Origin of the sequence: Ideonella alba, from assembly GCF_018069875.1 — a bacterium.
GTDB classification, from domain to species: Bacteria; Pseudomonadota; Gammaproteobacteria; order Burkholderiales; family Burkholderiaceae_C; genus Ideonella; species Ideonella alba.
In genome coordinates, this window is the sequence record NZ_JAGQDF010000002.1 from 1 (window position 1) to 23,743 (window position 23,743).

Consider the following 23,743-nt stretch of genomic DNA (forward strand, 5'->3'; position numbering starts at 1 on the left):
AAGAACGGCGCGCTGACGCTGTACACCTACAAGGGTGGCAACCGCGACCAGATCGCCGTGGTGCGCTGATCCTTCGGGTCACCACCATGAAAAAAGGGGCGCCGCGAGGCGCCCCTTTTTGCGTTCAGCTCAGCCAGCCATCACTGGGTGACGGCCTTCGCCTTGCCACGCAGCTCGAACATCATGTCGCCGGCGGCTTGACCCAGACAGGTGTTCATGTCGGAGTACTTGTCGCAGCCGGTGCCGAAACCGCCGCCCGGGTTCTGCCACATGGCGTTGTAGCCGGTGGGCGCGGTGTTGATTTCCCAGCCCCACTGGCCGCCCACGAAGAAGTCCATCTGGCCCTGCACCGAGACCCAGTAGGTGCCTTCCTTCAGCGTGACGGCGGTCGGCAGCGTGACGGTGATCGAGCCAGAGGCGTCGTTGGTCACCGGCACCAGCGGGAAGTCAGCCACGACCTTGCCCGGCTTGCCGCCCTTGTCCTTGTAGAAGGTCACATTGGCCGACACCAGCGGGCCGGTGCCGTTGAAGTACGCGCCAGGGGCGAACACTTCCGAGACCTTCCACTTCTGGCCGGCCGGTACGCTGAAGTCGTCAGCAGCGCGGTTGTCATAGGCGTCGAAGGTGGACTCGAAGTCCTGCGAGGTGATCGCGTTGGCGGCATCGTTCGCCAGTTGCGAGTAAAGCACCGCCTGGGCCGTCACCGGCAGGACAGCGGTCTTGCCGCCAGCGCTCTTGACCGGGCCGGCCATCGCGACGCCCGACAGGGCCAGGGCGGCCGCCAGGGCCAGGGACTTGAACTTGTATTCCATGCTGATCTCCGCTTGCTTGGCCGTTGAGGGTCGGCCGTGAGAGGACAACGGGCCCGAACCCGCGGGTAGCAGGTCTGGCAGGGCACCGAACAACATTGCCAAGCCCCGTTTGTACGTCGTCTGACCCCCGACGGGCAGGCCTCCTGGCTTTCCCGATGTGGGATTGACGCTGTGCGGGAAATCAGCTCTCCTTGAGCCGCTTCGTGGCCGCGCACCACGCTGGCGTGGTCACTGTCCAACTCTGGTGCTCAACCGGGTTCGGGAGCGTGGACAGTGCGGCGGCGGCCCCCATGGCAGGCCTTGATGGCCGTGACTGGCGGAGGGAGCGGGATTCGAACCCGCGGTGGGCTATTAACCCACACACGCTTTCCAGGCGTGCGACTTAAACCACTCATCCATCCCTCCGCAGGGACAGCCGCGCATTCTAGCCCAGGATCGACGGCTGGCCGCTCGGGATCGTCATCGATCGGCCCTACACTTCGCGCTTCGCGTTTTCCCCTGGCCCACCGGACGAGCCCATGCAGCGCTTCAACTTCCCGATCGTCATCATCGACGAGGACTTCCGCTCCGAGAACACCTCGGGTCTGGGCATCCGGGCGCTGGCCGAGGCGATCGAGAAAGAGGGCTTCGAGGTGGTGGGCGTCACCAGCTATGGGGACCTGAGCCAGTTCGCCCAGCAGCAAAGCCGGGCCAGCGCCTTCATCCTGTCGATCGACGACGAGGAGTTCACCCCTGGCCCCGAACTGGACCCGGCGGTGCTGAACCTGCGCAAGTTCATCAGCGAGATCCGCTTTCGCAACGCCGACATCCCGATCTATCTGTACGGCGAGACCCGCACCAGCCAGCACATCCCGAACGACATCCTGCGCGAGCTGCACGGCTTCATCCACATGTTCGAGGACACGCCGGAGTTCGTGGCGCGCCACATCATCCGCGAGGCCAAGAGCTACCTGGATGGCCTGGCGCCGCCGTTCTTCCGCGCGCTGATGGACTACGCGCAGGATGGCTCGTATTCGTGGCACTGCCCGGGCCATTCGGGCGGCGTGGCTTTCCTGAAGAGCCCGATCGGCCGGATGTTCCACCAGTTCTTCGGCGAGAACATGCTGCGCGCCGATGTGTGCAATGCCGTGGAAGAGCTCGGGCAGCTGCTGGACCACACCGGCCCGGTGGCGGCCAGCGAGAAGAACGCGGCGCGCATCTTCAATGCCGACCACTGCTTCTTCGTCACCAACGGCACCAGCACCAGCAACAAGATGGTCTGGCACCACACGGTGGCGCCCGGCGACGTGGTGCTGGTGGACCGCAACTGCCACAAATCCATCCTGCACTCGATCATCATGACCGGTGCGGTGCCGGTGTTCCTGACGCCCACGCGCAACCACTACGGCATCATCGGCCCGATCCCCGAGAGCGAGTTCAGCAAGACCTCGATCCAGAAGAAGATCGCCCGGCATCCGCTGCTCAAGGGCGTGGACGCCAAGAAGGTCAAGCCGCGCATCCTGACGGTCACCCAGAGCACCTACGACGGCGTGCTCTACAACACCGAGACCATCAAGGCCAAGCTCGACGGCTGGGTGGACACGCTGCACTTCGACGAGGCCTGGCTGCCGCACGCCGCCTTCCACAAGTTCTACGGCACCTTCCACGCCATGGGCAAGGGGCGCCCGCGCCCCAAGCAGGCGCTGGTGTATGCCACGCAGTCCACCCACAAGCTGCTGGCCGGCATCAGCCAGGCCTCCCAGGTGCTGGTGCAGGACGCGCAGGAGCAGAAGCTGGACAGGCACCTCTTCAACGAGGCCTACCTGATGCACACGTCGACCTCGCCGCAGTACGCGATCATTGCCAGCTGCGATGTCGCGGCGTCGATGATGGAGCCGCCGGGCGGCACCGCGCTGGTCGAGGAAAGCCTGCGCGAGGCGCTGGACTTCCGCCGCGCGATGCGCAAGGTCGACGCGGAGTACGGCCAGGACTGGTGGTTCCAGGTCTGGGGCCCGGACCGCCTGACCGAAGAGGGCATCGGCCGGCCCGAAGACTGGCTGCTGCATGCCAACGAGACCTGGCACGGCTTCGGCAAGCTGGCCGAGGGCTTCAACATGCTGGACCCGATCAAGTCCACGCTGATCACGCCCGGGCTGGATGTCGACGGACGTTTTGCCGACACAGGCATCCCGGCCAGCATCGTCACCAAGTTCCTGGCCGAGCACGGCGTGGTGGTCGAGAAGACCGGCCTGTACTCGTTCTTCATCATGTTCACCATCGGCATCACCAAGGGCCGCTGGAACACGCTGCTGACCGCGCTGCAGCAGTTCAAGGACGACTACGACCGCAACCAGCCGCTGTGGCGCATCATGCCGGAGTTCTGCCAGGCCAATCCGCGCTACGAGCGCATGGGCCTGCGTGATCTGTGCCAGAGCGTGCATGAGGCCTATGCCCGGGGCGACATCGCCCGCCTGACCACCGAGGTCTACCTGACCGAGCTGGAGCCGGCGATGAAGCCCAGCGACGCCTACGCCTGCATCGCCCACCGCAACACCGAGCGCGTCGAAGTCGACCAGCTCGAAGGCCGTGTGACCACCGCCATGCTGACGCCGTACCCGCCGGGCATACCGCTGGTCATCCCGGGCGAGCGCTTCAACCGCAAGGTGGTCGACTACCTGCGCTTCACGCGCGAGTTCAATGCCCAGTTCCCGGGCTTCGGCGCCGACGTGCATGGTCTGGTGGCCGAGCAGGGGCCCGATGGCCGGATGTATTACTTCGTCGACTGCGTGCGCTGAGGCTCAAGCCGGCCGCTGAACGGCCGATAGCAGGCCTCACAGGCCTGCCACGGGTGGGCCAGGCAACGCCCGCATGAAAGCCGCTCGCTGGACCACCGCACTCGACAACCCCCTGGCCCGACCGGCCTCGGCCTGGTGGCGCCGCTGGTGGCGACGCGGGGTTGACGAAGCCGCCGGCCTGCTGGCCACTGATGCGCTGACCGGCCTGCCGGACCGTGAGGGCCTGCTGGCCCAGGCGCTGGCGCTGCAGGTGCGGGCACGGCAGCGCGACGCCACCCGCCCGATGGGCCTGCTGCTGATCGAGTTCGACGACACGCCGGCCCTGGTGGCGCAGCATGGCGTGACGGTGGCCGAGTCCGCGGTGCGGGCGCTGTCGATGGCGCTGCGGCGGGGCATCCGCCAGGGCGACCTGATTGGCCGCTGGGCGGCCGGCGCCTTCATGGTGGTGTTGCCACCGCTGGATCCGCGCGACCTGCGCATGATCGGCGAGCGCCTGCGCGCCGTGGCCCAGGCCACCGAGCTGCGCGAGGGCCCGCAGGGCAGCCTGATCCCGATCTCGGTGCATGTCGGCGCCAGCAGTGCCCCGCTGGACGAGCCGCTGAGCGCGGCCCTCGCCCGCAGCGAACTGGCGCTGAAGAACGCGGCGCCCCGCCTGGGGCGCGGTGAGCGGGTCAGCGTGGTGCTGCGCTGACCCGGCGCGGCTGGCTCACTCGCCTTCGCCGCCGCCCGGCGTCATGTGGCTGAAGCCACCGTCGACATACAGGATCTCGGCGTTCACGCCGCCGGCCAGGTCGGACAGCAGGAAGGCGGTGGCATTGCCCACCTCGTCGATCGTGATGTTGCGGTGCAGTGGCGCGTGCTCGGCGAACTGGCTGAGCTTCTTGCCGAAGTTGGCAATGCCTGAGGCGGCCAGGGTCTTGATCGGGCCGGCCGACACCCCATTGACGCGGATGTCCTTGTCGCCCAGCGAGTACGCCAGGTAGCGCACCGACGCCTCCAGCGAGGCCTTGGCCAGGCCCATGGTGTTGTAATCCGGCACACGGCGTGCGGCGCCCAGGTAGGACATGGTCACCAGCGAGGCCTTGGGGCGCAGCAGCGGCAGCGCCGCCTTGGCCATGGCCGGGAAACTGTAGGCCGAGATCTCGTGGGCCACGCGGAAGGCGTCGCGCGACAGGCCATTGAGGAAATCACCGCCGATCGACTCGCGCGGCGCGAAGGCGATGGCGTGGACGAAGCCGTCGAACTGGCCCCAGCGCTCGCCCAGCGTGGCGAAGGCCTGGGCGATCTGCTCATCACTGGCCACGTCCATCTCGACGATCAGGTCCGAGCCGAATTCCTTGGCGAAGTCGGTGATGCGTTCCTTGAACCGCTCGCCCTGGTAGCTGAAGGCGAGTTCCGCGCCTTCGCGGTGGCAGGCCTTGGCGATGCCGTAGGCGATGGAGCGGTTGTTCAGCAGGCCGGTGATCAAGAGACGTTTGCCGGCAAGAAATCCCATGGTGGCTCCGAAATCGGTGTTCTCAAGCCCGCGATTCTGGCATGGCATGCGCGAATCGGTGCAGGCGTCTTGAAGCGGTCAAAAGCTCAGGCTACAATCCGACTTTCGCTAGATTTGCACGGGTGGGCGGATTCTTCCAGCCCATTTTTTTTGCTTGAGCACCAAGTGGGCTGTCCGGGTGGCTGTGTGGCACAGCATACCGGAGGGCGCAGGTGGCGGGCGGAGAGTGTCCGGCGGCGGGTGGGCAAAGGGTCTGCCAGCCGTGCGGGGCGAACGGAAAGGATTGCTGGCCCTGATGAACTGGATGCAAGCTGTCGAGAAGACAGTGACCGGACTGCAGTATGAACTTGTCGGCGTGGAGCGTTCGGCAGGGGGCTTGCTGCGCGTCACCATTGATCGCATCCCGGGCCAGAGCTATCCCACCGGCGAGCACGAATTCGTCACGGTGGAGGACTGCGAGGCGGTGACCCGCCAGCTGCAGTACCTGCTGGAGGTGGAAAACGTCGACTACGCCCGGCTCGAGGTCTCCTCGCCGGGGCTGGACCGGCCGTTGAAGACGCCGGCGCATTTCGCGCGTTTCACCGGCCAGCTGGTCCAGATCACCCTCAAGCTGCCCTTCCAGGGCCGCAAGAAGTACCAGGGCACGCTGCTGGCCGCCGATGCGGGCGAAGGCTGGCGCCTGGTGTTCACCGAAGGCAAGGTCGAGCAGGCGCTCGACTTCAGCTTCGATGAAATCCGCGAGGCCCGGCTGGTGCCGGTGCTTGATTTCAAGGGGCGCCGCAAGGCGGCCCCGGCGCCCGCAGCGCCAGCCGATACGACTGACGGAGGTCAACAAGAATGAACCGCGAAATGCTGATGTTGGTGGACGCGATCTCGCGCGAAAAGAGCGTGGATCGTGAGGTCGTCTTCGGTGCGGTGGAAGCCGCGCTGGCCTCCGCGACCAAGAAGCTCCACGGGGGCGAGGTGGACATCCGTGTCACCGTCGACCGCGAGACCGGCGACTACGAGACCTTCCGCCGCTGGCTGGTCGTGCCTGATGCCGCCGGTCTGCAGAATCCCGATGCCGAAGAGCTGCTCTCGGAAGCCCGCGAGCAGATTGCCGAGCTGGAAGAGGGCGACTACATCGAGACCTCGATCGAGTCCGTGCCCATCGGCCGTATCGGTGCCCAGGCCGCCAAGCAGGTGATCCTGCAGAAGATCCGTGACGCCGAGCGCGAGCAGCTGCTGAATGATTTCCTCTCGCGCGGCGAGAAGATCATGGTCGGCACCGTCAAGCGCCTGGACAAGGGCGACGTGATCGTCGAGTCGGGCCGCGTTGAGGGCCGCCTCAAGCGCAGCGAGATGATCTCCAAGGAGAACCTGCGCACCGGCGACCGCGTGCGTGCCTTCATCCTCGGCGTCGACACCCAGGCCCGCGGCCCGCAGATCATGCTGTCGCGCTCGGCGCCGGGCTTCATGGTCGAGCTGTTCGCCCAGGAAGTGCCCGAGATCGAGCAGGGCCTGCTGGAGATCAAGAGCTGCGCCCGCGACTCGGGCAGCCGCGCCAAGATCGCGGTGGTCTCGCACGACAAGCGGGTCGACCCGATCGGCACCTGCGTGGGCGTGCGCGGCTCGCGCGTGACCGCCGTCACCAACGAGCTGGCCGGCGAGCGCGTCGACATCGTGCTGTGGTCCGACGACCCGGCCCAGTTCGTCATCGGTGCGCTGGCCCCGGCCAATGTGCAGTCGATCGTGGTGGACGAGGAGCGCCACGCGATGGATGTGGTGGTTGACGAGGAGAACCTCGCGATCGCCATCGGCCGCGGCGGCCAGAACGTGCGTCTGGCCTCGGAGCTGACCGGCTGGCGCATCAACATCATGACGGCCGAGGAATCGGCCGCCAAGCAGGCCGAGGAAAGCGACTCGGTGCGCAAGCTCTTCGTCGACAAGCTCGACGTCGACGAGGAAGTGGCCGAGCTGCTGATCCAGGAAGGCTTCACCAGCCTCGAGGAAGTGGCCTATGTGCCGCTGCAGGAGATGCTCGAGATCGAGGGCTTCGACGAGGACACCGTGGCCGAGCTGCGCACCCGTGCCAAGGATGCGCTGCTGACCATGGAAATCGCCCGCGAGGAGAAGGTCGACGAGGTGTCGCAGGATCTGCGCGACCTGGAAGGACTGAACCCCGACCTGATCGCCCGCCTGGCCGATGGCGGCGTGCACACCCGTGACGACCTGGCCGATCTGGCCGTGGACGAGCTGACTGAGATGACCGGGGTCGACGAGGCCCAGGCCAAGGCGCTGATCATGAAGGCGCGCGAACACTGGTTCAACGCCTGAACCCGCCGCGCCCCGCACCACGCCTACCGAACCCGGCCCCAGAATTCAAGGAACAACAAGCATGGCAGTGACCACCGTCGCCCAACTCGCAGCCGAACTGAATCGGCCCGCCGCGACGCTGTTGGAGCAGTTGCAGTCGGCTGGCGTGGCAAAGCAGTCGGCCGACGACGCCCTGACCGAAGTCGACAAGGAGCGCCTGCTCGACTTCCTGCGCACCTCGCATGGCACCGCCAGCGGCGAGCGCAAGAAGATCACGCTGACCCGCAAGTCGACCTCCGAGATCAAGCAGGCCGACGCCTCCGGCAAGGCCCGCACGATCCAGGTCGAGGTTCGCAAGAAGCGCACCTTCGTCAAGCGCGATGACCTGCCCGGCGCGCCGGTCGAGGACGCCGCCGCCCAGGAGGCCGCCGAACTCGCCCGCCGCGAGGAGGAAGCCCGCGCCCAGGTCGAGCTGATCCGCCAGCAGGAAGAAGCGCTGGCCGAGCAACGCCGCCAGCGCGAGGAGCGAGAGCGCCTGGAACGCGAGGCCGCCGAACGCGCCGCCGCCGAGGCTGCCGCCGCGCGCGCTGCCGCCGAGGCCGCCGCCGCTGCCGAGGCCGCCGCCCAGGCCGCCGCGGCCGCTGCGGCCCAGCAGAGCGCCGCCGCCGTGACCACGCCGGCACCTGCCCCTGCGCCCGCCCCGGTGCCGGCACCGGCGCCTGCCGAGCCGGCCAAGCCGACCGTGCGTCTGGTCAAGGGCAACTCGGCGGACGCCGAGGAGCAGAAGCGCCTGGCCGATCTGGCCAAGCGCAAGCAGGCCGCCGAGGACGAAGCCGCCAAGATTCGCGAGATGATGAATCGCAAGGCGAAGGTCATGGTCGCCAAGAAGGAGGAGCCCAAGCCGGTCGAGCCGGTGGCTGCGGCCAACAAGGAAGGCATCAAGGGCACCATCCACAAGGCCAAGGCCGCGCCGGGCGCCCCGGGCACCACGACCACCGCCACCGCTGGCAAACCGGGTGACAAGAAGTCGGTCAAGTCCGAGAAGCTGTCGTCGAGCTGGGCCGAGGACAAGAAGCGCGGCACGCCGGCCGGCAAGGGCCGACCCGACACCAACGCCGGTCGCGCCGGCTGGAAGGCCCCGCGTGGCGGCCGCCGCGGCGACAGCCGCGATGGCGACCGCGGCAGCAACTTCCAGATGCCTTCCGAGCCGCAGACCCAGGAAGTGCACATCCCCGAGACCATCTCGGTGGCCGACCTGGCTCACAAGATGTCGGTCAAGGCCAGCGAGGTCATCAAGAAGCTGATGCAGCTGGGCCAGATGGTCACCATCAACCAGCAGCTGGACCAGGAAACGGCCATGATCGTGGTCGAGGAAATGGGCCACAAGGCGTTTGCCGCCAAGCTGGATGATCCGGACGCCTTCCTCGAGGAAGAACACGCCGCCACCGATGGCGAAGCGCTGCCGCGCGCGCCGGTGGTCACCGTCATGGGCCACGTCGACCACGGCAAGACCTCGCTGCTGGACTACATCCGCCGCAGCCGGGTGGCCGCGGGCGAGGCCGGCGGCATCACGCAGCACATCGGCGCCTACCACGTCGAGACGCCGCGCGGTGTCGTCACCTTCCTCGACACCCCGGGTCACGAGGCCTTCTCGGCCATGCGTGCCCGCGGTGCCAAGGCCACCGACATCGTCATCCTGGTCTGTGCCGCCGACGACGGCGTGATGCCGCAGACCAAGGAGGCCATCTCCCACGCCCGTGACGCCAAGGTGCCGATCGTGGTGGCGATGACCAAGATCGACAAGCCCGAGGCCAACGTCGAGCGCGTCAAGAGCGAACTGGTGGCCGAGCAGGTCGTGCCGGAAGACTTCGGTGGCGAGAGCCCCTTCGTGGGCGTGTCGTCCAAGACCGGCCAGGGCATTGACGAACTGCTGGAGCAGGTGCTGCTGCAGGCCGAGGTGCTGGAGCTCACCGCGCCTGTGGACGCGGCCGCCAAGGGCCTGGTCGTCGAAGCGCGCCTGGACAAGGGTCGCGGCCCGGTCGCCACCGTGCTGGTGCAATCCGGCACGCTGAAGAAGGGCGACGTGGTCCTGGTGGGTTCGAGCTACGGCCGCGTGCGGGCCATGCTGGACGAGGATGGCAAGCCCACCGAGGCGGCCGGCCCGTCGATTCCTGTCGAGATCCAGGGCCTGACCGAGGTCCCGCTGGCCGGTGACGACTTCATGGTGCTGGCCGACGAGCGCCGCGCCCGTGAGATCGCCACCTTCCGACAGGGCAAGTACCGCGACGTCAAGCTGGCCAAGCAGCAGGCCGCCAAGCTGCAGACCATCATGAACGAGATGGGCCAGGAAGCGGCGCAGGCACTGCCCCTGATCATCAAGGCGGACGTGCAGGGCTCGCAGGAGGCACTCACCCAGTCGCTGCTGAAGCTGTCCACCGCAGAGGTCAAGGTGCAGATCGTCCACGCGGCGGTCGGCGGCATCAGCGAGTCGGACGTCAACCTGGCGGTCGCCTCCAAGGCCATCATCATCGGCTTCAACACCCGTGCGGACGCCAATGCACGCAAGGTGGCCGAGCACAACGGCGTGGACATCCGCTACTACAACATCATCTACGACGCCGTGGACGAGGTGAAGGCGGCGATGGGCGGCATGCTGGCGCCGGAGCAGAAGGAAGAGGCGCTGGGTACGGCGGAGATCCGCAAGGTCTTCGTGGCCTCGAAGATCGGCACCGTGGCCGGCTCGATGGTCACCTCGGGCCTGGTCCGCCGCAACGCCAAGTTCCGTCTGCTGCGCGACAACATCGTCATCTACACCGGCGAGGTGGAATCGGTGCGTCGCGAGAAGGATGACGTGAAGGAAGTCAAGGAAGGCTTCGAGTGCGGTATCAAGCTGCGCAACTACAACGACATCCACGAAGGCGACGTGCTGGAGATCTACGAAATCAAGGAGATCGCCCGCACGCTGTAAGCCGGCGGACAGGACGCCCCGCGTTCAACCCCGCCGCCTGCGGCGGGGTTTTTGCTTGAGGCGACCGATGGTCAGGAGCATCCCATGCGACACAAGCGCAGCATTCCCAATCGCAGTTTCCGCGTCGCTGACCAGATCCAGCGCGACGTGGCCGAGCTCATCCGCGAGCTCAAGGATCCGCGCATCGGCATGGTCACGATCAGCGGCGTCGACGTCACGCCCGACTACGCCCACGCCACGGTGCGCTTCACGCTGCTGGTGGGCAGCCCCGAGGCCACCGAAGAGGCCTTGAACGAGGCGGCCGGCTTCGTGCGCAACGGCCTGTTCAAGCGCCTGCAGATCCACACCGTGCCGACGCTGCATTTCAAGTTCGACCAGACCACCGAGCGGGCGGCCGAACTCAATGCGCTGATCCAGCGCGCCAATGCCACCCGCGCCAAGGACGAGTGAGCCTGTGAACGCGCCCTTGCGTCCCCGCGTGCCGCGCCGTGCCCTGCATGGCGTGCTGCTGCTGGACAAGCCGGTGGGCCTGTCCAGCAACGACGCGCTGCAGAAAGCCAAGCGCCTGATGCGGGCCGAGAAGGCCGGCCACACCGGCACGCTGGACCTGCTGGCCAGCGGCCTGCTGCCGCTGTGCTTTGGCGCGGCCACCAAGTTCTCGCAGGCCAGCCTGGACGCCGACAAACGCTACACCGCCACGCTGCGCCTGGGCCAGACCCGCGCCGGCGGCGACCTGGAAGGCGAGGTGCTGCGCGAGCGCCCGGTGGCCGTGGACCTGGCGGCGATCCAAACCGCCTGCGCCCGCTTCACCGGCCCGATCGCCCAGGTGCCACCGATGCACTCGGCACTGAAGAAGGACGGCAAGGCGCTGTACGAGTACGCCCGCGCCGGCATCGAGGTCGAGCGCACGCCGCGCCAGGTCACGATCCATGCGATCGACATCCTCGCCTGGACGCCCGAGCAGCACACCCTGGTGCTGGACGTGCGCTGCTCCAAGGGCACCTACATCCGCACGCTGGCCGAGGACATCGGCGAGGCGCTGGGCTGCGGCGCCCACCTGTCGGCGCTGCGCCGTACCGCCAGCGGCGGCCTGGCCCTGGCCGACGCCGTCACCCTGGAGCGCCTGGCCGAGATGACCGAGCCTGAGCGCGACGCCTGCCTGCGCCGCCCCGACAGCCTGCTCTCCGACCGCCCCGAGGTGCGCCTGCCGGCGCCCGAGGCGGCCCGATTCCTGCAAGGCCTGCGTCGCCGCACCGCGCTGGCCGATGCCGACGCCGTGCGCGTCTACGGCCCCGAACCCGCTGCCTTTCTGGGCAGCGCCCACATCACCGCCGGCGAACTCATCGCCGACCGCCTGTTGAGCCCCCCAGAGGTCCAGGCCCTGCTGCAATCCTGAGAAACCGAGGCCCCTCATGAGCCGTCAGATCCGCAACATCGCCATCATCGCCCACGTCGACCATGGCAAGACCACCATGGTCGACCAACTGCTGCGCCAGAGCGGCACCTTCGCCGAGCACGAGAAGGTCGTCGACACGGTGATGGACAGCAATGCCATCGAGCGCGAGCGTGGCATCACCATCCTGGCCAAGAACTGTGCGGTGCGCTGGAACGACACCCACATCAACATCGTCGACACCCCGGGCCACGCCGACTTCGGCGGCGAGGTCGAACGGGCCCTGTCGATGGTCGACGGCGTGCTGCTGCTGATCGATGCCCAGGAGGGCCCGATGCCGCAGACCCGTTTCGTCACCAAGAAGGCGCTGGCGCTGGGCCTGCGCCCGATCGTCGTGGTCAACAAGGTCGACAAGCCGGGCGCCAACTGCGACAAGGTGATCAACGCCGCCTTCGACCTGTTCGACAAGCTGGGCGCCACCGATGAGCAGCTCGATTTCCCGGTGGTCTATGCCTCGGGCATCAATGGCTGGTCCTCACTCGAGGAAGGCCCGGCCGGCGAGGCCTGGGGCACCTCGATGGGCCCGCTGTTCGACACCATCCTGAAGCACGTGCCCGCCCACCAGGGCGACCCGGCCGCGCCGCTGCAACTGCAGATCTCGGCGCTGGACTACTCCACCTTCGTCGGCCGCATCGGCGTGGGCCGCATCAACGCCGGCACGCTGCGCCCCGCGCAGGATGTGCTGGTCATGGAAGGTCCGGACGGCAAGTCCTACAAGGGCCGCGTCAACCAGGTCCAGACCTTCCAGGGCCTGGAGCGCCAGCAGGCCACCGAGGCCGGCCCGGGCGACATCGTGCTGATCAACGGCATCGAGGACCTGGGCATCGGCGTGACCATCACCGACCCGGCCAACCCGGCGCCGCTGCCGATGCTGAAGATCGACGAGCCGACGCTGACGATGAACTTCTGCGTCAACACCAGCCCGCTGGCCGGCCGCGAAGGCAAGTACGTCACCAGCCGCCAGATCTGGGACCGGCTGCAGAAGGAGCTGCAAAGCAACGTCGCGCTGCGCGTGTCCGAGACCGACGAGGACGGCGTCTTCGAAGTGTCCGGCCGAGGCGAACTGCACCTGACCATCCTGCTGGAGAACATGCGCCGCGAGGGCTACGAACTGGCGGTCAGCAAGCCGCGCGTGGTCTTTCACGACATCGACGGCGTGCGCCACGAGCCGATCGAGCTGGTCACCGCCGACGTCGAGGAAACCCACCAGGGCGGCGTGATGCAGGCGCTGGGCGAGCGCAAGGGCGAGCTGGTCAACATGGAACCCGATGGCCGCGGCCGCGTGCGCCTGGAGTACCGCATCCCGGCGCGCGGCCTGATCGGCTTCTCCAACGAGTTCCTGAACCTGACCCGCGGCTCGGGCCTGATCAGCAACATCTTCGACGGCTACGAGCCGCACAAGGGCGAGATCGCCGGCCGCAAGAACGGCGTGCTGATCAGCATGGACGCCGGTGAGATCTTCACCTACGCGCTGGGCAAGCTCGATGACCGCGGCCGCATGTTCGTCAAGCCCAACGACCCGGTGTACGAGGGCATGATCGTCGGCATCCACAGCCGCGAGAACGACCTGGTGGTCAACGCCACCCGCACCAAGCAGCTGACCAACTTCCGCGTCAGCGGCAAGGAAGACGCGATCAAGATCACGCCGCCGATCGAGCTGACGCTGGAGTACGGCGTCGAGTTCATCGACGACGACGAACTGGTCGAGATCACGCCCAAGAGCATCCGCGTGCGCAAGCGCCACCTCAGCGAACACGACCGCAAGCGCGCCGCGCGCGAGAGCGCATGACGCACCGCCAGGCGGTGCTGACGATGCTGATCGTCACGCTGCTGTGGAGCATCGCCGGCGTCGTCACGCGCCACCTGGAAGCCGCCGCCTCGTTCGAGGTCACCTTCTGGCGCAGCGCTGCCAACGCGCTGGCGCTGGCCGTGCTGCTGGGCTGGCAGAAAGGGCTGGCCACGCTGTGGGCCGAGGTGCGTGGAGGAGGGCGGCTGCTGTGGTTGTCGGCCGCCTGCTGGACGGTGATGTTCACCTCCTTCATGCTGGCGATGACGCTGACCACCGTGGCCAATGTGCTGGTGACGATGTCGCTGGCGCCGCTGGTGACCGCGCTGATCAGCCGGGTCTGGCTGAAGCACCGGCTGCCGGTGCGCACCTGGGTGGCCATCGTGCTGGCCGGTGTCGGCATCGGCTGGATGTACGGCTCCCAGGTGGCTGGCGGCAGCCACCGCGACCTGCTGGGCACGCTGGTGGCGCTGACCGTGCCGCTGGCCGGCGGCACCATGTGGACGCTGCTGCAGCACAACGCCCAGGCCCACCCCGATGAGCACCGCGACATGACGCCGGCGGTGCTGCTGGGCTCCCTCGCTTCGGCGCTGCTGACGCTGCCGCCGGCCTGGCCGCTCACCGCCTCGGGCCATGACATCGGTCTGCTGGTGATGCTGGGCGTGGTGCAACTGGCCATTCCCTGCGTGCTGGCGGTGGCCGCCGGCCGGGTGCTGAAGGCGCCCGAGGCGGCGCTGCTGGGCTTGCTGGAAATCCTGTTTGGCGTCACCTGGACCTGGCTGGGCACCGCCGAGTCGCCCACGCCGGCGGTGATCGGTGGTGGCACCCTGGTGCTGCTGGCGCTGGCCGGCAACGAGGCCCTGGCGCTGCGCCAGCGCGCCCAGGCCTGAGAAAATCCTGCCCATGAGCACGCAACCTTCCCACGCCGTCTCGAGCGACGGCCATGTGCTGGCCGAGCGCCGCGGCGCGATCGGCCTGATCACGCTGAACCGCGCCGGTGCGCTGAATGCGCTGTCGCTGGCCATGGTGCGCGACCTGACCCAGGTGCTGCTGGACTGGCGCACCGACCCCGCCGTGGCCGGCGTGGTGGTGCGCGGCGCCGGCCGCGAGGGCAAGCCGCCGGCCTTTTGCGCCGGGGGCGACATCCGCTTCTTCCACCAGGCTGCGCTGGCAGGTGACCCGCGGCTGGAGGACTTCTTCACCGAGGAGTACGCCCTCAACCACCTGATCCACCGCTACCCCAAGCCGTACATCGCGCTGATGGACGGCATCTGCATGGGTGGCGGCATGGGCATCAGCCAGGGCGCGGCGCTGCGCGTGGTCACCGAGCACAGCAAGCTGGCCATGCCCGAGACCCACATCGGTCTGTTCCCCGACGTCGGCGGGGGCTGGTTCCTGGCCCGCTGCCCTGGGCACCTGGGCGAATACCTGGCGCTGACCGGCCAGGTGCTGGGCGCCGAGGATGCAATCGCCGCCGGCCTGGCCGACCTCCGCGTCGAGTCGGCGCGACAGGCCGAGCTGATCGATGCGCTGGCCTCGCTGAAGGACGCCACCGCCGATGGCGTGCTGGCCGCGGTGCGCCACTTCGGCACGCCGGTGGGCGCCGCCCCGCTGGACGCCCACCGCGCCGAGATCGACGCCTGCTTCAGCCGCGACTCTCTGGCCGGCATCGACGCCGCGCTGCAGGCCGCCGGCGGCGCCTTCGCCCACAGCACACGCCAGGCCCTGGCCAAGCGCTCGCCGCTGATGATGGCCGTCACGCTGGAACAGGTGCGCCGCGCGCGCCAGATGACGCTGGCCGAGGATCTGCGCCTGGAGCGCGACCTGGTGCGCCACTGCTTCTGGCTGCGCCCCGGCACCGCCAGCGAAACCGTCGAGGGCATCCGCGCGCTGGCGGTGGACAAGGACCACGCACCGCGCTGGAACCCGCCGCACATCGCCGACGTCACCCCCGAGATGGTGGCGCCGTTCTTCGACAGCCCCTGGCCCGCGCACGTGCATCCGCTGCGGGCGCTGGACTGAGGACGGCCATGCAGATCAGCGCGCACGGCGTGGCCATTGAGGTGGATGACCAGGGGCCGATGTCGGCACCGGTGGTGCTGCTGATCCAGGGCCTGGGCATGCAGCTCACCGACTGGCCGCAGGCCCTGGTCGATGAGCTGGTCGGCCGTGGCTGGCGCGTGCTGCGCTTTGACAACCGGGATGCCGGTCTGTCGCAGGGCTTCGACAGCGCGGCGATGAGCGGCGGCCTGGCCTACACATTGAGCGACATGGTGCGCGATGCGCTGGGCGTGCTCGACGCCATGGGCGTGCGCTGCACTCATGTGGTGGGCGCGTCGATGGGCGGCATGATCGCCCAGCGGCTGGCCGCCGCGCACCCCGAGCGCGTGGCCAGCCTCACGCTGGTGATGACCACCGCCGGCGCGCGCGGCCTGCCGGCCCCGACACCGCAGGCCCTGGCGGCGCTGGCCGCACGGCCCGACGGGCCGGCAATCGACCAGCTGGCGCAGCACATGGTGCGCAGCTTCGGCGTGCTGGGCAGCCCCGCCTACGCGCCCGAGCCGATGGCCTTCCTGGCCCATTGGCAGCGCCAGGTGCAGCGTGCCTGGCGGCCGCAGGGCACGGCACGCCAGATGGCCGCGGTGATGGCCGACGGCGACCGCACCAGCCTGCTGGCGCGCATCATCGCCCCGGTCCACATCATCCATGGCGATGCCGATCCGCTGGTGCCGGTGGCGGCCGCGGAGCACCTGGCCCGGCACCTGCCGGGGGCGACGCTGGACATCATCCCCGGCATGGGCCATGACTTCCCGCTGCCGCTGATGCCGCGCTGGGCGGCAGGCATCGCCGCCAATGCGGCGCGCGCAGGAGCCGCCCGATGAGCGTCCAGTGGTTCCCCGGCCACATGCATGCCACGCGCAAGGCGATTGCCGAGCGCATGAAGGCCGGCATCGATGTGGTCATCGAGCTGCTGGACGCGCGCCTGCCGGGCTCCAGTGCCAACCCGCTGCTGGCCGAACTGACGGCGCGCCGACCTGGCCTGAAGGTGCTGAACAAGCAGGATCTGGCCGATGCCAGCCGCACCGCCGACTGGCTGGCGCATTACAACGCCCAGCCGCAGACCCGCGCCATCGGCCTGGACGCCAGCGAGCGCGCGCCGGCCCAGCGCCTGGTGGCCGCCTGCCGGGAACTGGCGCCGCAACGCGGCGGCATGGACCGGCCGCTGCGCATCCTGATCTGCGGGGTGCCCAACGTGGGCAAGTCCACGCTGGTCAACACCCTGGCCGGCCGAAAGGCCGCCAAGACCGGCGACGAGGCCGGCATCACCAAGAACGAGCAGCGCATCACGCTCGCCGAGGACGCCTACCTGTTCGACACGCCGGGCATGCTCTGGCCCAAGATCATCGCGCCGCGCTGTGGCTTCCACCTGGCCGCCAGCGGCGCCGTGGGCCGCAATGCCTACGACGAGCAGGAGGTGGCGCTGGAACTGCTGGAATCGCTGGTCGAGGCGGGCTATGCCGCCCTGATCGCGGCGCGCTGGCGCCAGGCCGAGGTCGACGGCGTGCCCGCCGAGGACCTGCTGGAGCGCATTGGCCGCTTCCGCGGTGCCGTGCGCAGTGGCGGCGTGGTCGACCTGCAGAAGGCCGCCGAGGTGGTGCTCAACGACTTCCGCAGCGGCGCGCTGGGCCGGCTGACACTGGAGACCCCGGCGCAGATCGCCACCTGGATCGCCGAGGGCGAGGCCGAGGACGCCCGCCGCCGCGAGGAGCGCGCGGCCATCCGCGAGGAACGCGCGCGCCAGCGCCGCAAGGCCCGCAAGTGATGGATGCGTCGCTGTCGCCGTGGCGCCTGTCGGTCGCGCCAATGCTGGACTGGACCGACCGGCACTGCCGCTACTTCCACCGCCTGATCACCCGGCGCACCCGGCTGTACACCGAGATGGTCACCACCGGGGCCCTGCTGCATGGCGACCAGGCGCGTCACCTGGACTTCAACCCCGAAGAGCACCCGCTCGCGCTGCAACTGGGCGGCAGTGAGCCCGAGGACCTGGCCGCCTGCGCCCGGCTGGCCGAGCGCTGGGGCTACGACGAGGTCAACCTCAACTGCGGCTGCCCCAGCGAACGGGTGCAGCGCGGTGCCTTTGGCGCCTGCCTGATGAACGAGCCGCGGCTGGTGGCCGACGGCGTGAAGGCGATGCGTGACGCGGTGCAGCGCATCCCGGTCACGGTCAAGCACCGCATCGGTGTCGACCGCACCGAGTCCTACGACTTCGTGCGTGACTTCGTCGGCACCCTGGCCGAGGCGGGCTGCGAGGTGTTCATCGTCCACGCCCGCAACGCCTGGCTGCAGGGCCTGTCGCCCAAGGAAAACCGCGAGGTGCCGCCGCTGCGCTACGAGTTCGTCTACCGGCTCAAGCGCGACTTCCCCCACCTGACGGTGGTGCTCAATGGGGGCGTGCAGACCCACGAGCAGATCGCCGCGCACCTGGCTCAGGTCGATGGCGTGATGGTCGGCCGCGAGGCCTACCACCAGCCCTGGCTGATGGCCGACTGGGACCAGCGCTTCCTGGGCGCGCCGGACAACCCGGCCCAGGACCGCGACCAGGTCGAGGCCGCCCTGGTGGCCTACATGGCCCGCAGCGGCGTGCCCTGGTCGCACATCGCCCGCCACATGCTGGGCTTGCGCAACGGCCTGCCCGGGGCCCGCCGCTGGCGCCAGGTCTGGAGCGACCACCGCCTCAAGAGCCAGCCCGCCCAGGCGGTGTGGCAACAACTGCGTGACATGGCGCCCGCGCGCTGACACCTGGCTACCCACCGTTACAGTGCGACCCGGGCGCAGAAGGCACCATGCCGCCTGCATTGGCTCGTTGGGAGGAGCGCATGAACACCCGCATGACAGCGAGATGGCTGCCCTGGATGGGTCTGGCCAGCGTACTGGCCCTCGCCGGTTGCGGCGGCAGCCAGCCCCAGGACGAGGCGGCCACAGCGGCCGCGGCGGCCGACAAGGCCACCCGGCAATCGGTGAGTCCGCAGGGCACCAGCAGCACCAGCGCCGCCGATGCGGTGCGTCTGGCCCACCAGGCCAGTTTCGGCCCCAGCGAGGCCCTGGTGGCCGAGATCCAGGCCGCTGGCGCGGCCCCCTGGATCGAGCAGCAGATGGCGCTGGACGTCTCGCGCTACCAGCGCGGCGGCAATGACCGCATCCACACGCGCGCCAGCACGGTGCCCTTCTGCGACGCCGGTGCGCAGAAGGACAACCCGAACTGCTGGCGCGACTTCTATTCCACCGAGCCGCTGGTCTGGGATTTCTACCGCAACGCCGTGGGTCAGCCCGACCAGCTGCGCCAGCGGGTGGCGATGGCGCTGTCGCATTTCCTGGTGGTCAGCGGCCACGAGGTGTCGGGGACCTATGGGCTGCGGATCTACCAGAACAACCTGCTGTCGCTGGCCTTCGACAACTACCGCAAGCTGCTGCGGCAGGTGATCCTGTCGCCGGTGATGGGCGACTACCTGGACCACGTCAACAACGACCGCTTCGCGCCGAACGAGAACTTCGCGCGCGAGCTGCTGCAGCTGTTCTCGCTGGGCACCTGCAAGCTCGAGGCCGACGGCACGCTCAAGGGTGGCCGCTGCAAGCCGGTGTACGACAACACCATGGTGCGCAACTACGCCTATGCCCTGACCGGCTGGACCTACCCGGCCGGTGGCGCCAGCCCCTGGGGCTGCTGGCCGCAGGGGGCCAACTGCGTGTACTACGGTGGCGAGATGGTCGAGGCGCCCCGCCTGCGCGACCGCCGCTCGCGCAGCCTGCTGTCCAAGGTCAGCATCGCCGCGCAGACGCCGGCGCCGGCGGCACTGGAGCTGGTGCTCGACAGCCTGATGCGCCACCCCAACCTGGCCCCGTTCGTGGCGCGCCGCCTGATCCAGCACCTGGTGTCGAGCGACCCCGAGCCCGCCTATGTGGGCCGCGTCGCGGCGGCGTTCGAGACCGGTCGCTTCACCTACACCGACGGCAGCGGCGAGCATGTCTTCGGCACCTCCCACAAGGGCGACCTGTCGGCCACGGTGGCTGCCGTGCTGCTCGATCCGCTGGCGCGCAACGAGGCCCCGGATGCACCGCGCGCCGGTCACCTGCGCGCACCGGCCCTGCTGTTCACCGGTGCACTGCGGGCCTTCAACGGCCACACCGATGGCGAGCCCTTCAACTGGTGGTGGGGCGACACGCTGCACCAGCAGATGTTCATGTCGCCGTCGGTGTTCGGCTTCTACCCACCGGACTATCCGGTGCCGGGCACCGGCCGGGTCGGCCCCGAGTTCGGCATCCACAACACCAATGGCGCGCTGGAGCGGCTGAACGTGCTGACATGGCTGTTCGACTGGGGCGGCTCGGCGCCCAATCCGGGCATCCCGGATGCGCTGGGCACCGCGGTCGACCTGAGTGCCTTCACGCCCATGGCCGGCGGCGCCGCCACCCTGGTGGACCGCATCAGCGGGCTGCTGCTGGGGCGCACGCTGGCGAAGGAGCCGCGCAAGAAGGTGATCGACGCCGTGTCCTTCTGGACCAGCGACGTTGACAAGGACCGTTGGCGGGAACGCCGGGTGGCCACCGCGGCCTACCTGCTGCTGGCTTCGCCCGACTACCAGGTGCAGCGCTGAGGAGGGCCGCACGATGACGCACACCCATCACACCAGCCGTCGCCGCTTCCTGGGCGCCGGCAGCGCCCTGGCCGCGGCCCTGGGCACCGGCAGCCTGGCCAACCTGCTGCTGGCGCCGCGCTCGGCCTGGGCGGCCGATTACAAGGCCCTGGTCTGCATCGTGCTGTACGGCGGCAATGACGGCATGAACATGGTCGTGCCTACCGACACCGCCCGGCACGACGCCTACGCCGCCGTGCGCGGCCCGCTGGCATTGCCCCGCAGCAGCCTGGTGGCGCTGTCGGGCAGCGACTATGGGCTGCACCCGGCCATGGCACCGCTGGCGGCGCACTGGAACAGCGGCCGGCTGGCGCCGGTGTTCAACCTGGGGCCGCTGCACGAGCCGCTGACCAAGCAACAGTACCGCGACGCGCCCGAGGGCTCGGAGACCGTGCCGGAGAGCCTGTTCTCGCACTCCGACCAGCAGATCCAGTGGGAGACCGGCACCACCGATTCTCAAACCCGCACCGGCTGGGGCGGCCGGGCCTCGCAGCTGCTGGCCACGGTCAACCCGGTGATCTCGCTGGGGGGCAACGGCCACTTCGGTGTCGAGGACCTGCGCATGCCGCTGGTGCTGCCGGGTCCGGGGGCCGGTTTCGGCGCCTACGGCCTGCGGCCCGAGGACCAGACGTGGGAGCCCAACCGGCTGCGCAAGGCGGCGATCGATGCGCTGTATGCGGCGCCCCAGGCGCTGGAACTGGGCAGCGCCTTCGCCACCCAGCAGCGCAGCGCCTTCGATGTGTCGGGCCGCCTGGCCGGCCTCGTGGGCATCCGCCCGGGCGATGCCGACGCGATCCCGCAGATCGACACCGCGTTCGCGCCGCTGATCAACGGCGGCGCGGTGCAGGGACAGCTGGGGCCGCAGCTCTACCAGGCCGCCAAGCTCATCGCCGCGAACGCGGTGGTGCAGGGCAACCGGCAGATGTTCTTTGCCCAGATGGGGGGCTTCGACAACCACCTGAACCAGGTCGGCGGCAGCGCCACCGAGGGCACGCATGCGGCGCTGCTGGGCGATCTGGCGCTGGCCTTGTCCTGCTTCCAGAACGCCCTGGTGGCGCTGGGCCTGGCGACGCAGGTGACCACCTTCACCCAGAGCGACTTCGGCCGCACCTTCGCGCCCAACGAGACGCGGGGCACCGACCATGCCTGGGGCAACCACCAGCTGGTGCTGGGCGGTGCGGTGCGTGGCGGGCAGACCTACGGCACCTACCCGACGCTGCAACTGGGCGGCCCGGACGACGTGGGGCTGGACGCCTGGGAGCTGCAGGGCCGCTGGATCCCGAGCAGCTCGGTCGACCAGTACGCCGCCACCTTGCTGGGCTGGTTCGGCGTGGCCGACGCCGACCTGGGCGGCGTGCTGCCCAACCTGGTGAACTTCGGGAGCCGACGCAGCCTGGGCTTCGTCTGATCAGGCGCGGGCCGGCCAGGTGGCCAGCAGCAGACCGGCCAGCGCCAGCGCCAGCGCGCCCACCTGGGCCAGACCCAGCGATTCGCCCAGGAAGAGCACGCCCACCGCGGTGGCGCTGAGCGGCAGCAGCACCGAGAACACACCGGCGCGCGGTGCCGGCACCTCGCGCAGCCCGCGCATCCACAGCCAGACCGTGACCACGCTGGCCGCCAAGGCGTAGAACACCAGCAGGGTCCAGGTCGGCAGGGCCACCGCGGCGAAGTCGAAGGACAGGGCCTGCCACAGGCCCAGCGGCGTCACCAGCACCAGGCCCCAGAGGTTGATCAAGGCGCTGATGCGGCGTGGCGACACCCCCGCCGTCAGCCGCTTGCCGATCACCACGTAGCAGGCCTCGCAGACCGCCGCCGCCAGCAGCAGCGCGTAGCCCCACCAGGGCGCCTCGGCGGCGGTCGATGAGGCGCCGGCCAGGGCCAGCCACGCCACGCCAGCCACGGCGCAGCCAATGCCCAGGCCCACGCGGCGCCCGATCTGCTCGCCCAGGAACAGCCAGGACAGCAGTGCCACCAGCGCCGGGATGGCGGCCATCACCACACCCGCCGCCACCGCCGAGGTGGCGGCCACACCGAACAGCATGCAGATCGAGAACAGGAAGTTGCCCAGGAAGCTTTCCCAGAACAGCAGCCAGCGCTCGTGGCGGCCCAGCGGCGGCTCGCCCGGCGCGCGGCGCAGCCAGGTCAGCATCGCCAGCGCGGCGATGCCAAAGCGCAGCCAGGCCAGCAGGAAGACCGGCAGCACCGCCACCAGCAGGCGTGACAGGCCGACATAGCTGCCCACCAGCGCCATGCTGGCCGCCAGGCTGGCGTAGGCCAGCCAGGGCACCCGGCGTGTGCTCATCGCTGCGGGCGCCCCTGTGCGTCCAGCACCGTCAGCGCCACCTGCGACGAGGCCTGGCGCTTCAGCGGATCCCACTGCAGCACGAAGCCGCCCGGGTCCCAGCCGCCCAGTGATTCCAGCGCGGTCATGAAGGCCTGGCGGCTGCCGCGCGGCGGCGTGCGGCGCAGGGCTTCGATCACCAGCTGGCCGACGATCCAGGCCTCCAGCGACACATGCTCGGGCGCGGTGCTGCCCAGGCGCTGGCGGTAGGCCGCCACCACGGGGCGCGACACGTCCCCCGGCGAGGGCACGACCTGGGTGATGTTGAGCCCGGCCACCTGGGGCCCCAGCAGCGGCCCCAGCGCGCTGGAGCTGGCCAGGCTGGTGGCATAGGCGCCGCCGGCAAAGCCGCCCAGCCGCAGCCGCTTCAGGATGGCCGCGGTGGGTGCATAGGCGCACAGGAAGAGCACGGCCTGCGGTCGGGCGGCCAGGATCTGCTGGCTCACCTGCAGCACGTCGCGCTGCTCCAAGGCCACCTGGCCCGTGGAGTTGCGCTCGATGCGGGCGATCGTCAGCGGTGCCGGCAGGCCCGCCTGGCTGAGCACCGCGCGCAGGGCGTCCAGGCCCGCGTCACCGTCGGCATCCGCCTGCTGGACCACGGCCAGGTGCTGCCAGCCCATCGTGGCCAGCGTTCGCACGATCAGTCCCAGTTCGGCGCTGAGGCCGGGGCGCAGGTGGTACAGCCAGCGCGAGGGCTGTTTGCGAAGGGATTCGGCGCCGGTCAGCGGCGCGATCATCGGCACGCCCGCCTGAACCGCCACCGGCAGGCTGCGCTGGGTGGACTCGGTGCCCACATAGCCCACCAGCGCCAGCACCTGGTCCTGCTGGATCAGCGTGCGGGTGTTCTCCAGCGCCAGCGCGGGTTCGTACTGGTCGTCCAGCGACACCAGCTCGAGGCGTCGGCCCGGCAGCACCCCAGTGGCGTTGGCGGCATCCACCGCCAGCTGCAGGCCGCGCTGGACCTCGATGCCCAGGTGCTGCGCCGGCCCGCTGATCGGCACCGACTGCCCCAGGCGGATCACTTCCGGCGCCGCCTGGGCCGCGGCACCTACCGACCAGGCCGCGGCGCCCAGCAGCAGGTCGCGGCGGCGCAACGCGCCCCGCGTTGGCTGCCTGGATGCAGC

The 23,743-nt window shown here is 69.4% G+C and carries 19 protein-coding genes and 1 tRNA gene; 15 read left to right on the forward strand and 5 right to left on the reverse strand.

Going from position 1 to position 23,743, the window contains the following annotated elements:
• Positions 1–140 precede the first annotated feature (140 nt).
• The gene (locus KAK07_RS02975) at positions 141–812 is read right to left on the reverse strand and encodes a choice-of-anchor R domain-containing protein (RefSeq protein ID WP_210854022.1); all 672 of its coding nucleotides are present in this window, start codon (positions 810–812) and stop codon (positions 141–143) included.
• 314 nt (positions 813–1,126) lie between these two features.
• Positions 1,127–1,217 (reverse strand) — tRNA-Ser (locus KAK07_RS02980).
• A gap of 113 nt (positions 1,218–1,330) precedes the next feature.
• Between KAK07_RS02980 and KAK07_RS02985 the strand changes: the two genes are divergently transcribed.
• Entirely contained in the window at positions 1,331–3,586 is a 2,256-nt protein-coding gene (locus KAK07_RS02985) for an arginine/lysine/ornithine decarboxylase (protein ID WP_210854021.1), read from the forward strand.
• A gap of 73 nt (positions 3,587–3,659) precedes the next feature.
• Complete coding sequence (locus KAK07_RS02990) at positions 3,660–4,277, forward strand: diguanylate cyclase domain-containing protein (protein ID WP_210859062.1); 618 nt, start codon at positions 3,660–3,662, stop codon at positions 4,275–4,277.
• A gap of 15 nt (positions 4,278–4,292) precedes the next feature.
• Here KAK07_RS02990 and fabI read toward each other — a convergent pair whose 3' ends face one another.
• Positions 4,293–5,081 carry an enoyl-ACP reductase FabI gene (gene fabI / locus KAK07_RS02995; protein ID WP_210854019.1) on the reverse strand — a complete coding sequence of 263 codons (789 nt, stop codon included), beginning with the start codon at positions 5,079–5,081 and terminating at the stop codon, positions 4,293–4,295.
• 295 nt (positions 5,082–5,376) lie between these two features.
• On the opposite strand from fabI, the gene rimP reads away from it, so the two are divergent.
• The 13 genes from rimP (at position 5,377) to KAK07_RS03060 (ending at position 21,686) form a co-directional block, all read left to right on the forward strand.
• The gene (gene rimP, locus KAK07_RS03000; protein ID WP_210859064.1) at positions 5,377–5,922 is read left to right on the forward strand and encodes a ribosome maturation factor RimP; all 546 of its coding nucleotides are present in this window, start codon (positions 5,377–5,379) and stop codon (positions 5,920–5,922) included.
• Positions 5,919–7,397, forward strand: coding sequence for a transcription termination factor NusA (gene nusA, locus KAK07_RS03005; RefSeq protein WP_210854017.1), 1,479 nt, complete (start codon positions 5,919–5,921; stop codon positions 7,395–7,397). Before rimP ends, nusA begins: the two co-directional genes overlap by 4 nt.
• A gap of 61 nt (positions 7,398–7,458) precedes the next feature.
• Positions 7,459–10,344 carry a translation initiation factor IF-2 gene (gene infB / locus KAK07_RS03010; protein ID WP_210854016.1) on the forward strand — a complete coding sequence of 962 codons (2,886 nt, stop codon included), beginning with the start codon at positions 7,459–7,461 and terminating at the stop codon, positions 10,342–10,344.
• A gap of 84 nt (positions 10,345–10,428) precedes the next feature.
• Positions 10,429–10,794 (forward strand): 30S ribosome-binding factor RbfA, encoded by a 366-nt coding sequence (rbfA, locus tag KAK07_RS03015; protein WP_210802039.1) that lies wholly within the window; start codon positions 10,429–10,431, stop codon positions 10,792–10,794.
• Complete coding sequence (gene truB, locus KAK07_RS03020; protein WP_210859065.1) at positions 10,769–11,740, forward strand: tRNA pseudouridine(55) synthase TruB; 972 nt, start codon at positions 10,769–10,771, stop codon at positions 11,738–11,740. The genes rbfA and truB overlap by 26 nt, the downstream gene beginning before the upstream one ends.
• A gap of 16 nt (positions 11,741–11,756) precedes the next feature.
• Entirely contained in the window at positions 11,757–13,586 is a 1,830-nt protein-coding gene (gene typA / locus KAK07_RS03025; RefSeq protein WP_210854014.1) for a translational GTPase TypA, read from the forward strand.
• On the forward strand, positions 13,583–14,473 hold the full coding sequence (locus KAK07_RS03030; RefSeq protein WP_210854013.1) for a DMT family transporter: 891 nt from the start codon (positions 13,583–13,585) through the stop codon (positions 14,471–14,473). Before typA ends, KAK07_RS03030 begins: the two co-directional genes overlap by 4 nt.
• Positions 14,474–14,486: 13 nt before the next feature.
• Positions 14,487–15,605, forward strand: coding sequence for an enoyl-CoA hydratase/isomerase family protein (locus KAK07_RS03035; RefSeq protein WP_210854012.1), 1,119 nt, complete (start codon positions 14,487–14,489; stop codon positions 15,603–15,605).
• Positions 15,606–15,613: 8 nt separating this feature from the next.
• Positions 15,614–16,465, forward strand: a complete 852-nt coding sequence (locus tag KAK07_RS03040) for an alpha/beta fold hydrolase (RefSeq protein ID WP_210854011.1) — start codon at positions 15,614–15,616, stop codon at positions 16,463–16,465.
• Positions 16,462–17,406, forward strand: a complete 945-nt coding sequence (gene ylqF, locus KAK07_RS03045; protein WP_210854010.1) for a ribosome biogenesis GTPase YlqF — start codon at positions 16,462–16,464, stop codon at positions 17,404–17,406. The genes KAK07_RS03040 and ylqF overlap by 4 nt, the downstream gene beginning before the upstream one ends.
• Complete coding sequence (gene dusA, locus KAK07_RS03050; RefSeq protein WP_210854009.1) at positions 17,406–18,383, forward strand: tRNA dihydrouridine(20/20a) synthase DusA; 978 nt, start codon at positions 17,406–17,408, stop codon at positions 18,381–18,383. The genes ylqF and dusA overlap by 1 nt, the downstream gene beginning before the upstream one ends.
• A gap of 80 nt (positions 18,384–18,463) precedes the next feature.
• Complete coding sequence (locus KAK07_RS03055; RefSeq protein WP_210854008.1) at positions 18,464–20,239, forward strand: DUF1800 family protein; 1,776 nt, start codon at positions 18,464–18,466, stop codon at positions 20,237–20,239.
• Positions 20,240–20,252: 13 nt separating this feature from the next.
• Positions 20,253–21,686, forward strand: coding sequence for a DUF1501 domain-containing protein (locus KAK07_RS03060; protein WP_210859066.1), 1,434 nt, complete (start codon positions 20,253–20,255; stop codon positions 21,684–21,686).
• Here KAK07_RS03060 and KAK07_RS03065 read toward each other — a convergent pair whose 3' ends face one another.
• Together KAK07_RS03065 and KAK07_RS03070 are read right to left on the reverse strand one after the other, a co-directional pair.
• On the reverse strand, positions 21,687–22,580 hold the full coding sequence (locus KAK07_RS03065; RefSeq protein ID WP_210854006.1) for a DMT family transporter: 894 nt from the start codon (positions 22,578–22,580) through the stop codon (positions 21,687–21,689).
• On the reverse strand, positions 22,577–23,713 hold the full coding sequence (locus tag KAK07_RS03070) for an ABC transporter substrate-binding protein (protein WP_210854005.1): 1,137 nt from the start codon (positions 23,711–23,713) through the stop codon (positions 22,577–22,579). Before KAK07_RS03070 ends, KAK07_RS03065 begins: the two co-directional genes overlap by 4 nt.
• Positions 23,714–23,743 lie beyond the last annotated feature (30 nt).

Coding starts and splice junctions, on each gene's coding strand:
- KAK07_RS03065 (WP_210854006.1), bottom strand. CDS start 22,580: ATGAGCACACGCCGGGTGCCCTGGCTGGCCTACGCCAGCCTGGCGGCC.
- dusA (WP_210854009.1), top strand. CDS start 17,406: ATGGATGCGTCGCTGTCGCCGTGGCGCCTGTCGGTCGCGCCAATGCTG.
- KAK07_RS02985 (WP_210854021.1), top strand. CDS start 1,331: ATGCAGCGCTTCAACTTCCCGATCGTCATCATCGACGAGGACTTCCGC.
- typA (WP_210854014.1), top strand. CDS start 11,757: ATGAGCCGTCAGATCCGCAACATCGCCATCATCGCCCACGTCGACCAT.
- rimP (WP_210859064.1), top strand. CDS start 5,377: ATGAACTGGATGCAAGCTGTCGAGAAGACAGTGACCGGACTGCAGTAT.
- nusA (WP_210854017.1), top strand. CDS start 5,919: ATGAACCGCGAAATGCTGATGTTGGTGGACGCGATCTCGCGCGAAAAG.
- infB (WP_210854016.1), top strand. CDS start 7,459: ATGGCAGTGACCACCGTCGCCCAACTCGCAGCCGAACTGAATCGGCCC.
- KAK07_RS03060 (WP_210859066.1), top strand. CDS start 20,253: ATGACGCACACCCATCACACCAGCCGTCGCCGCTTCCTGGGCGCCGGC.
- KAK07_RS02975 (WP_210854022.1), bottom strand. CDS start 812: ATGGAATACAAGTTCAAGTCCCTGGCCCTGGCGGCCGCCCTGGCCCTG.
- KAK07_RS03035 (WP_210854012.1), top strand. CDS start 14,487: ATGAGCACGCAACCTTCCCACGCCGTCTCGAGCGACGGCCATGTGCTG.
- KAK07_RS03055 (WP_210854008.1), top strand. CDS start 18,464: ATGAACACCCGCATGACAGCGAGATGGCTGCCCTGGATGGGTCTGGCC.
- fabI (WP_210854019.1), bottom strand. CDS start 5,081: ATGGGATTTCTTGCCGGCAAACGTCTCTTGATCACCGGCCTGCTGAAC.
- KAK07_RS02990 (WP_210859062.1), top strand. CDS start 3,660: ATGAAAGCCGCTCGCTGGACCACCGCACTCGACAACCCCCTGGCCCGA.
- rbfA (WP_210802039.1), top strand. CDS start 10,429: ATGCGACACAAGCGCAGCATTCCCAATCGCAGTTTCCGCGTCGCTGAC.
- ylqF (WP_210854010.1), top strand. CDS start 16,462: ATGAGCGTCCAGTGGTTCCCCGGCCACATGCATGCCACGCGCAAGGCG.
- KAK07_RS03040 (WP_210854011.1), top strand. CDS start 15,614: ATGCAGATCAGCGCGCACGGCGTGGCCATTGAGGTGGATGACCAGGGG.
- KAK07_RS03030 (WP_210854013.1), top strand. CDS start 13,583: ATGACGCACCGCCAGGCGGTGCTGACGATGCTGATCGTCACGCTGCTG.
- truB (WP_210859065.1), top strand. CDS start 10,769: ATGCCACCCGCGCCAAGGACGAGTGAGCCTGTGAACGCGCCCTTGCGT.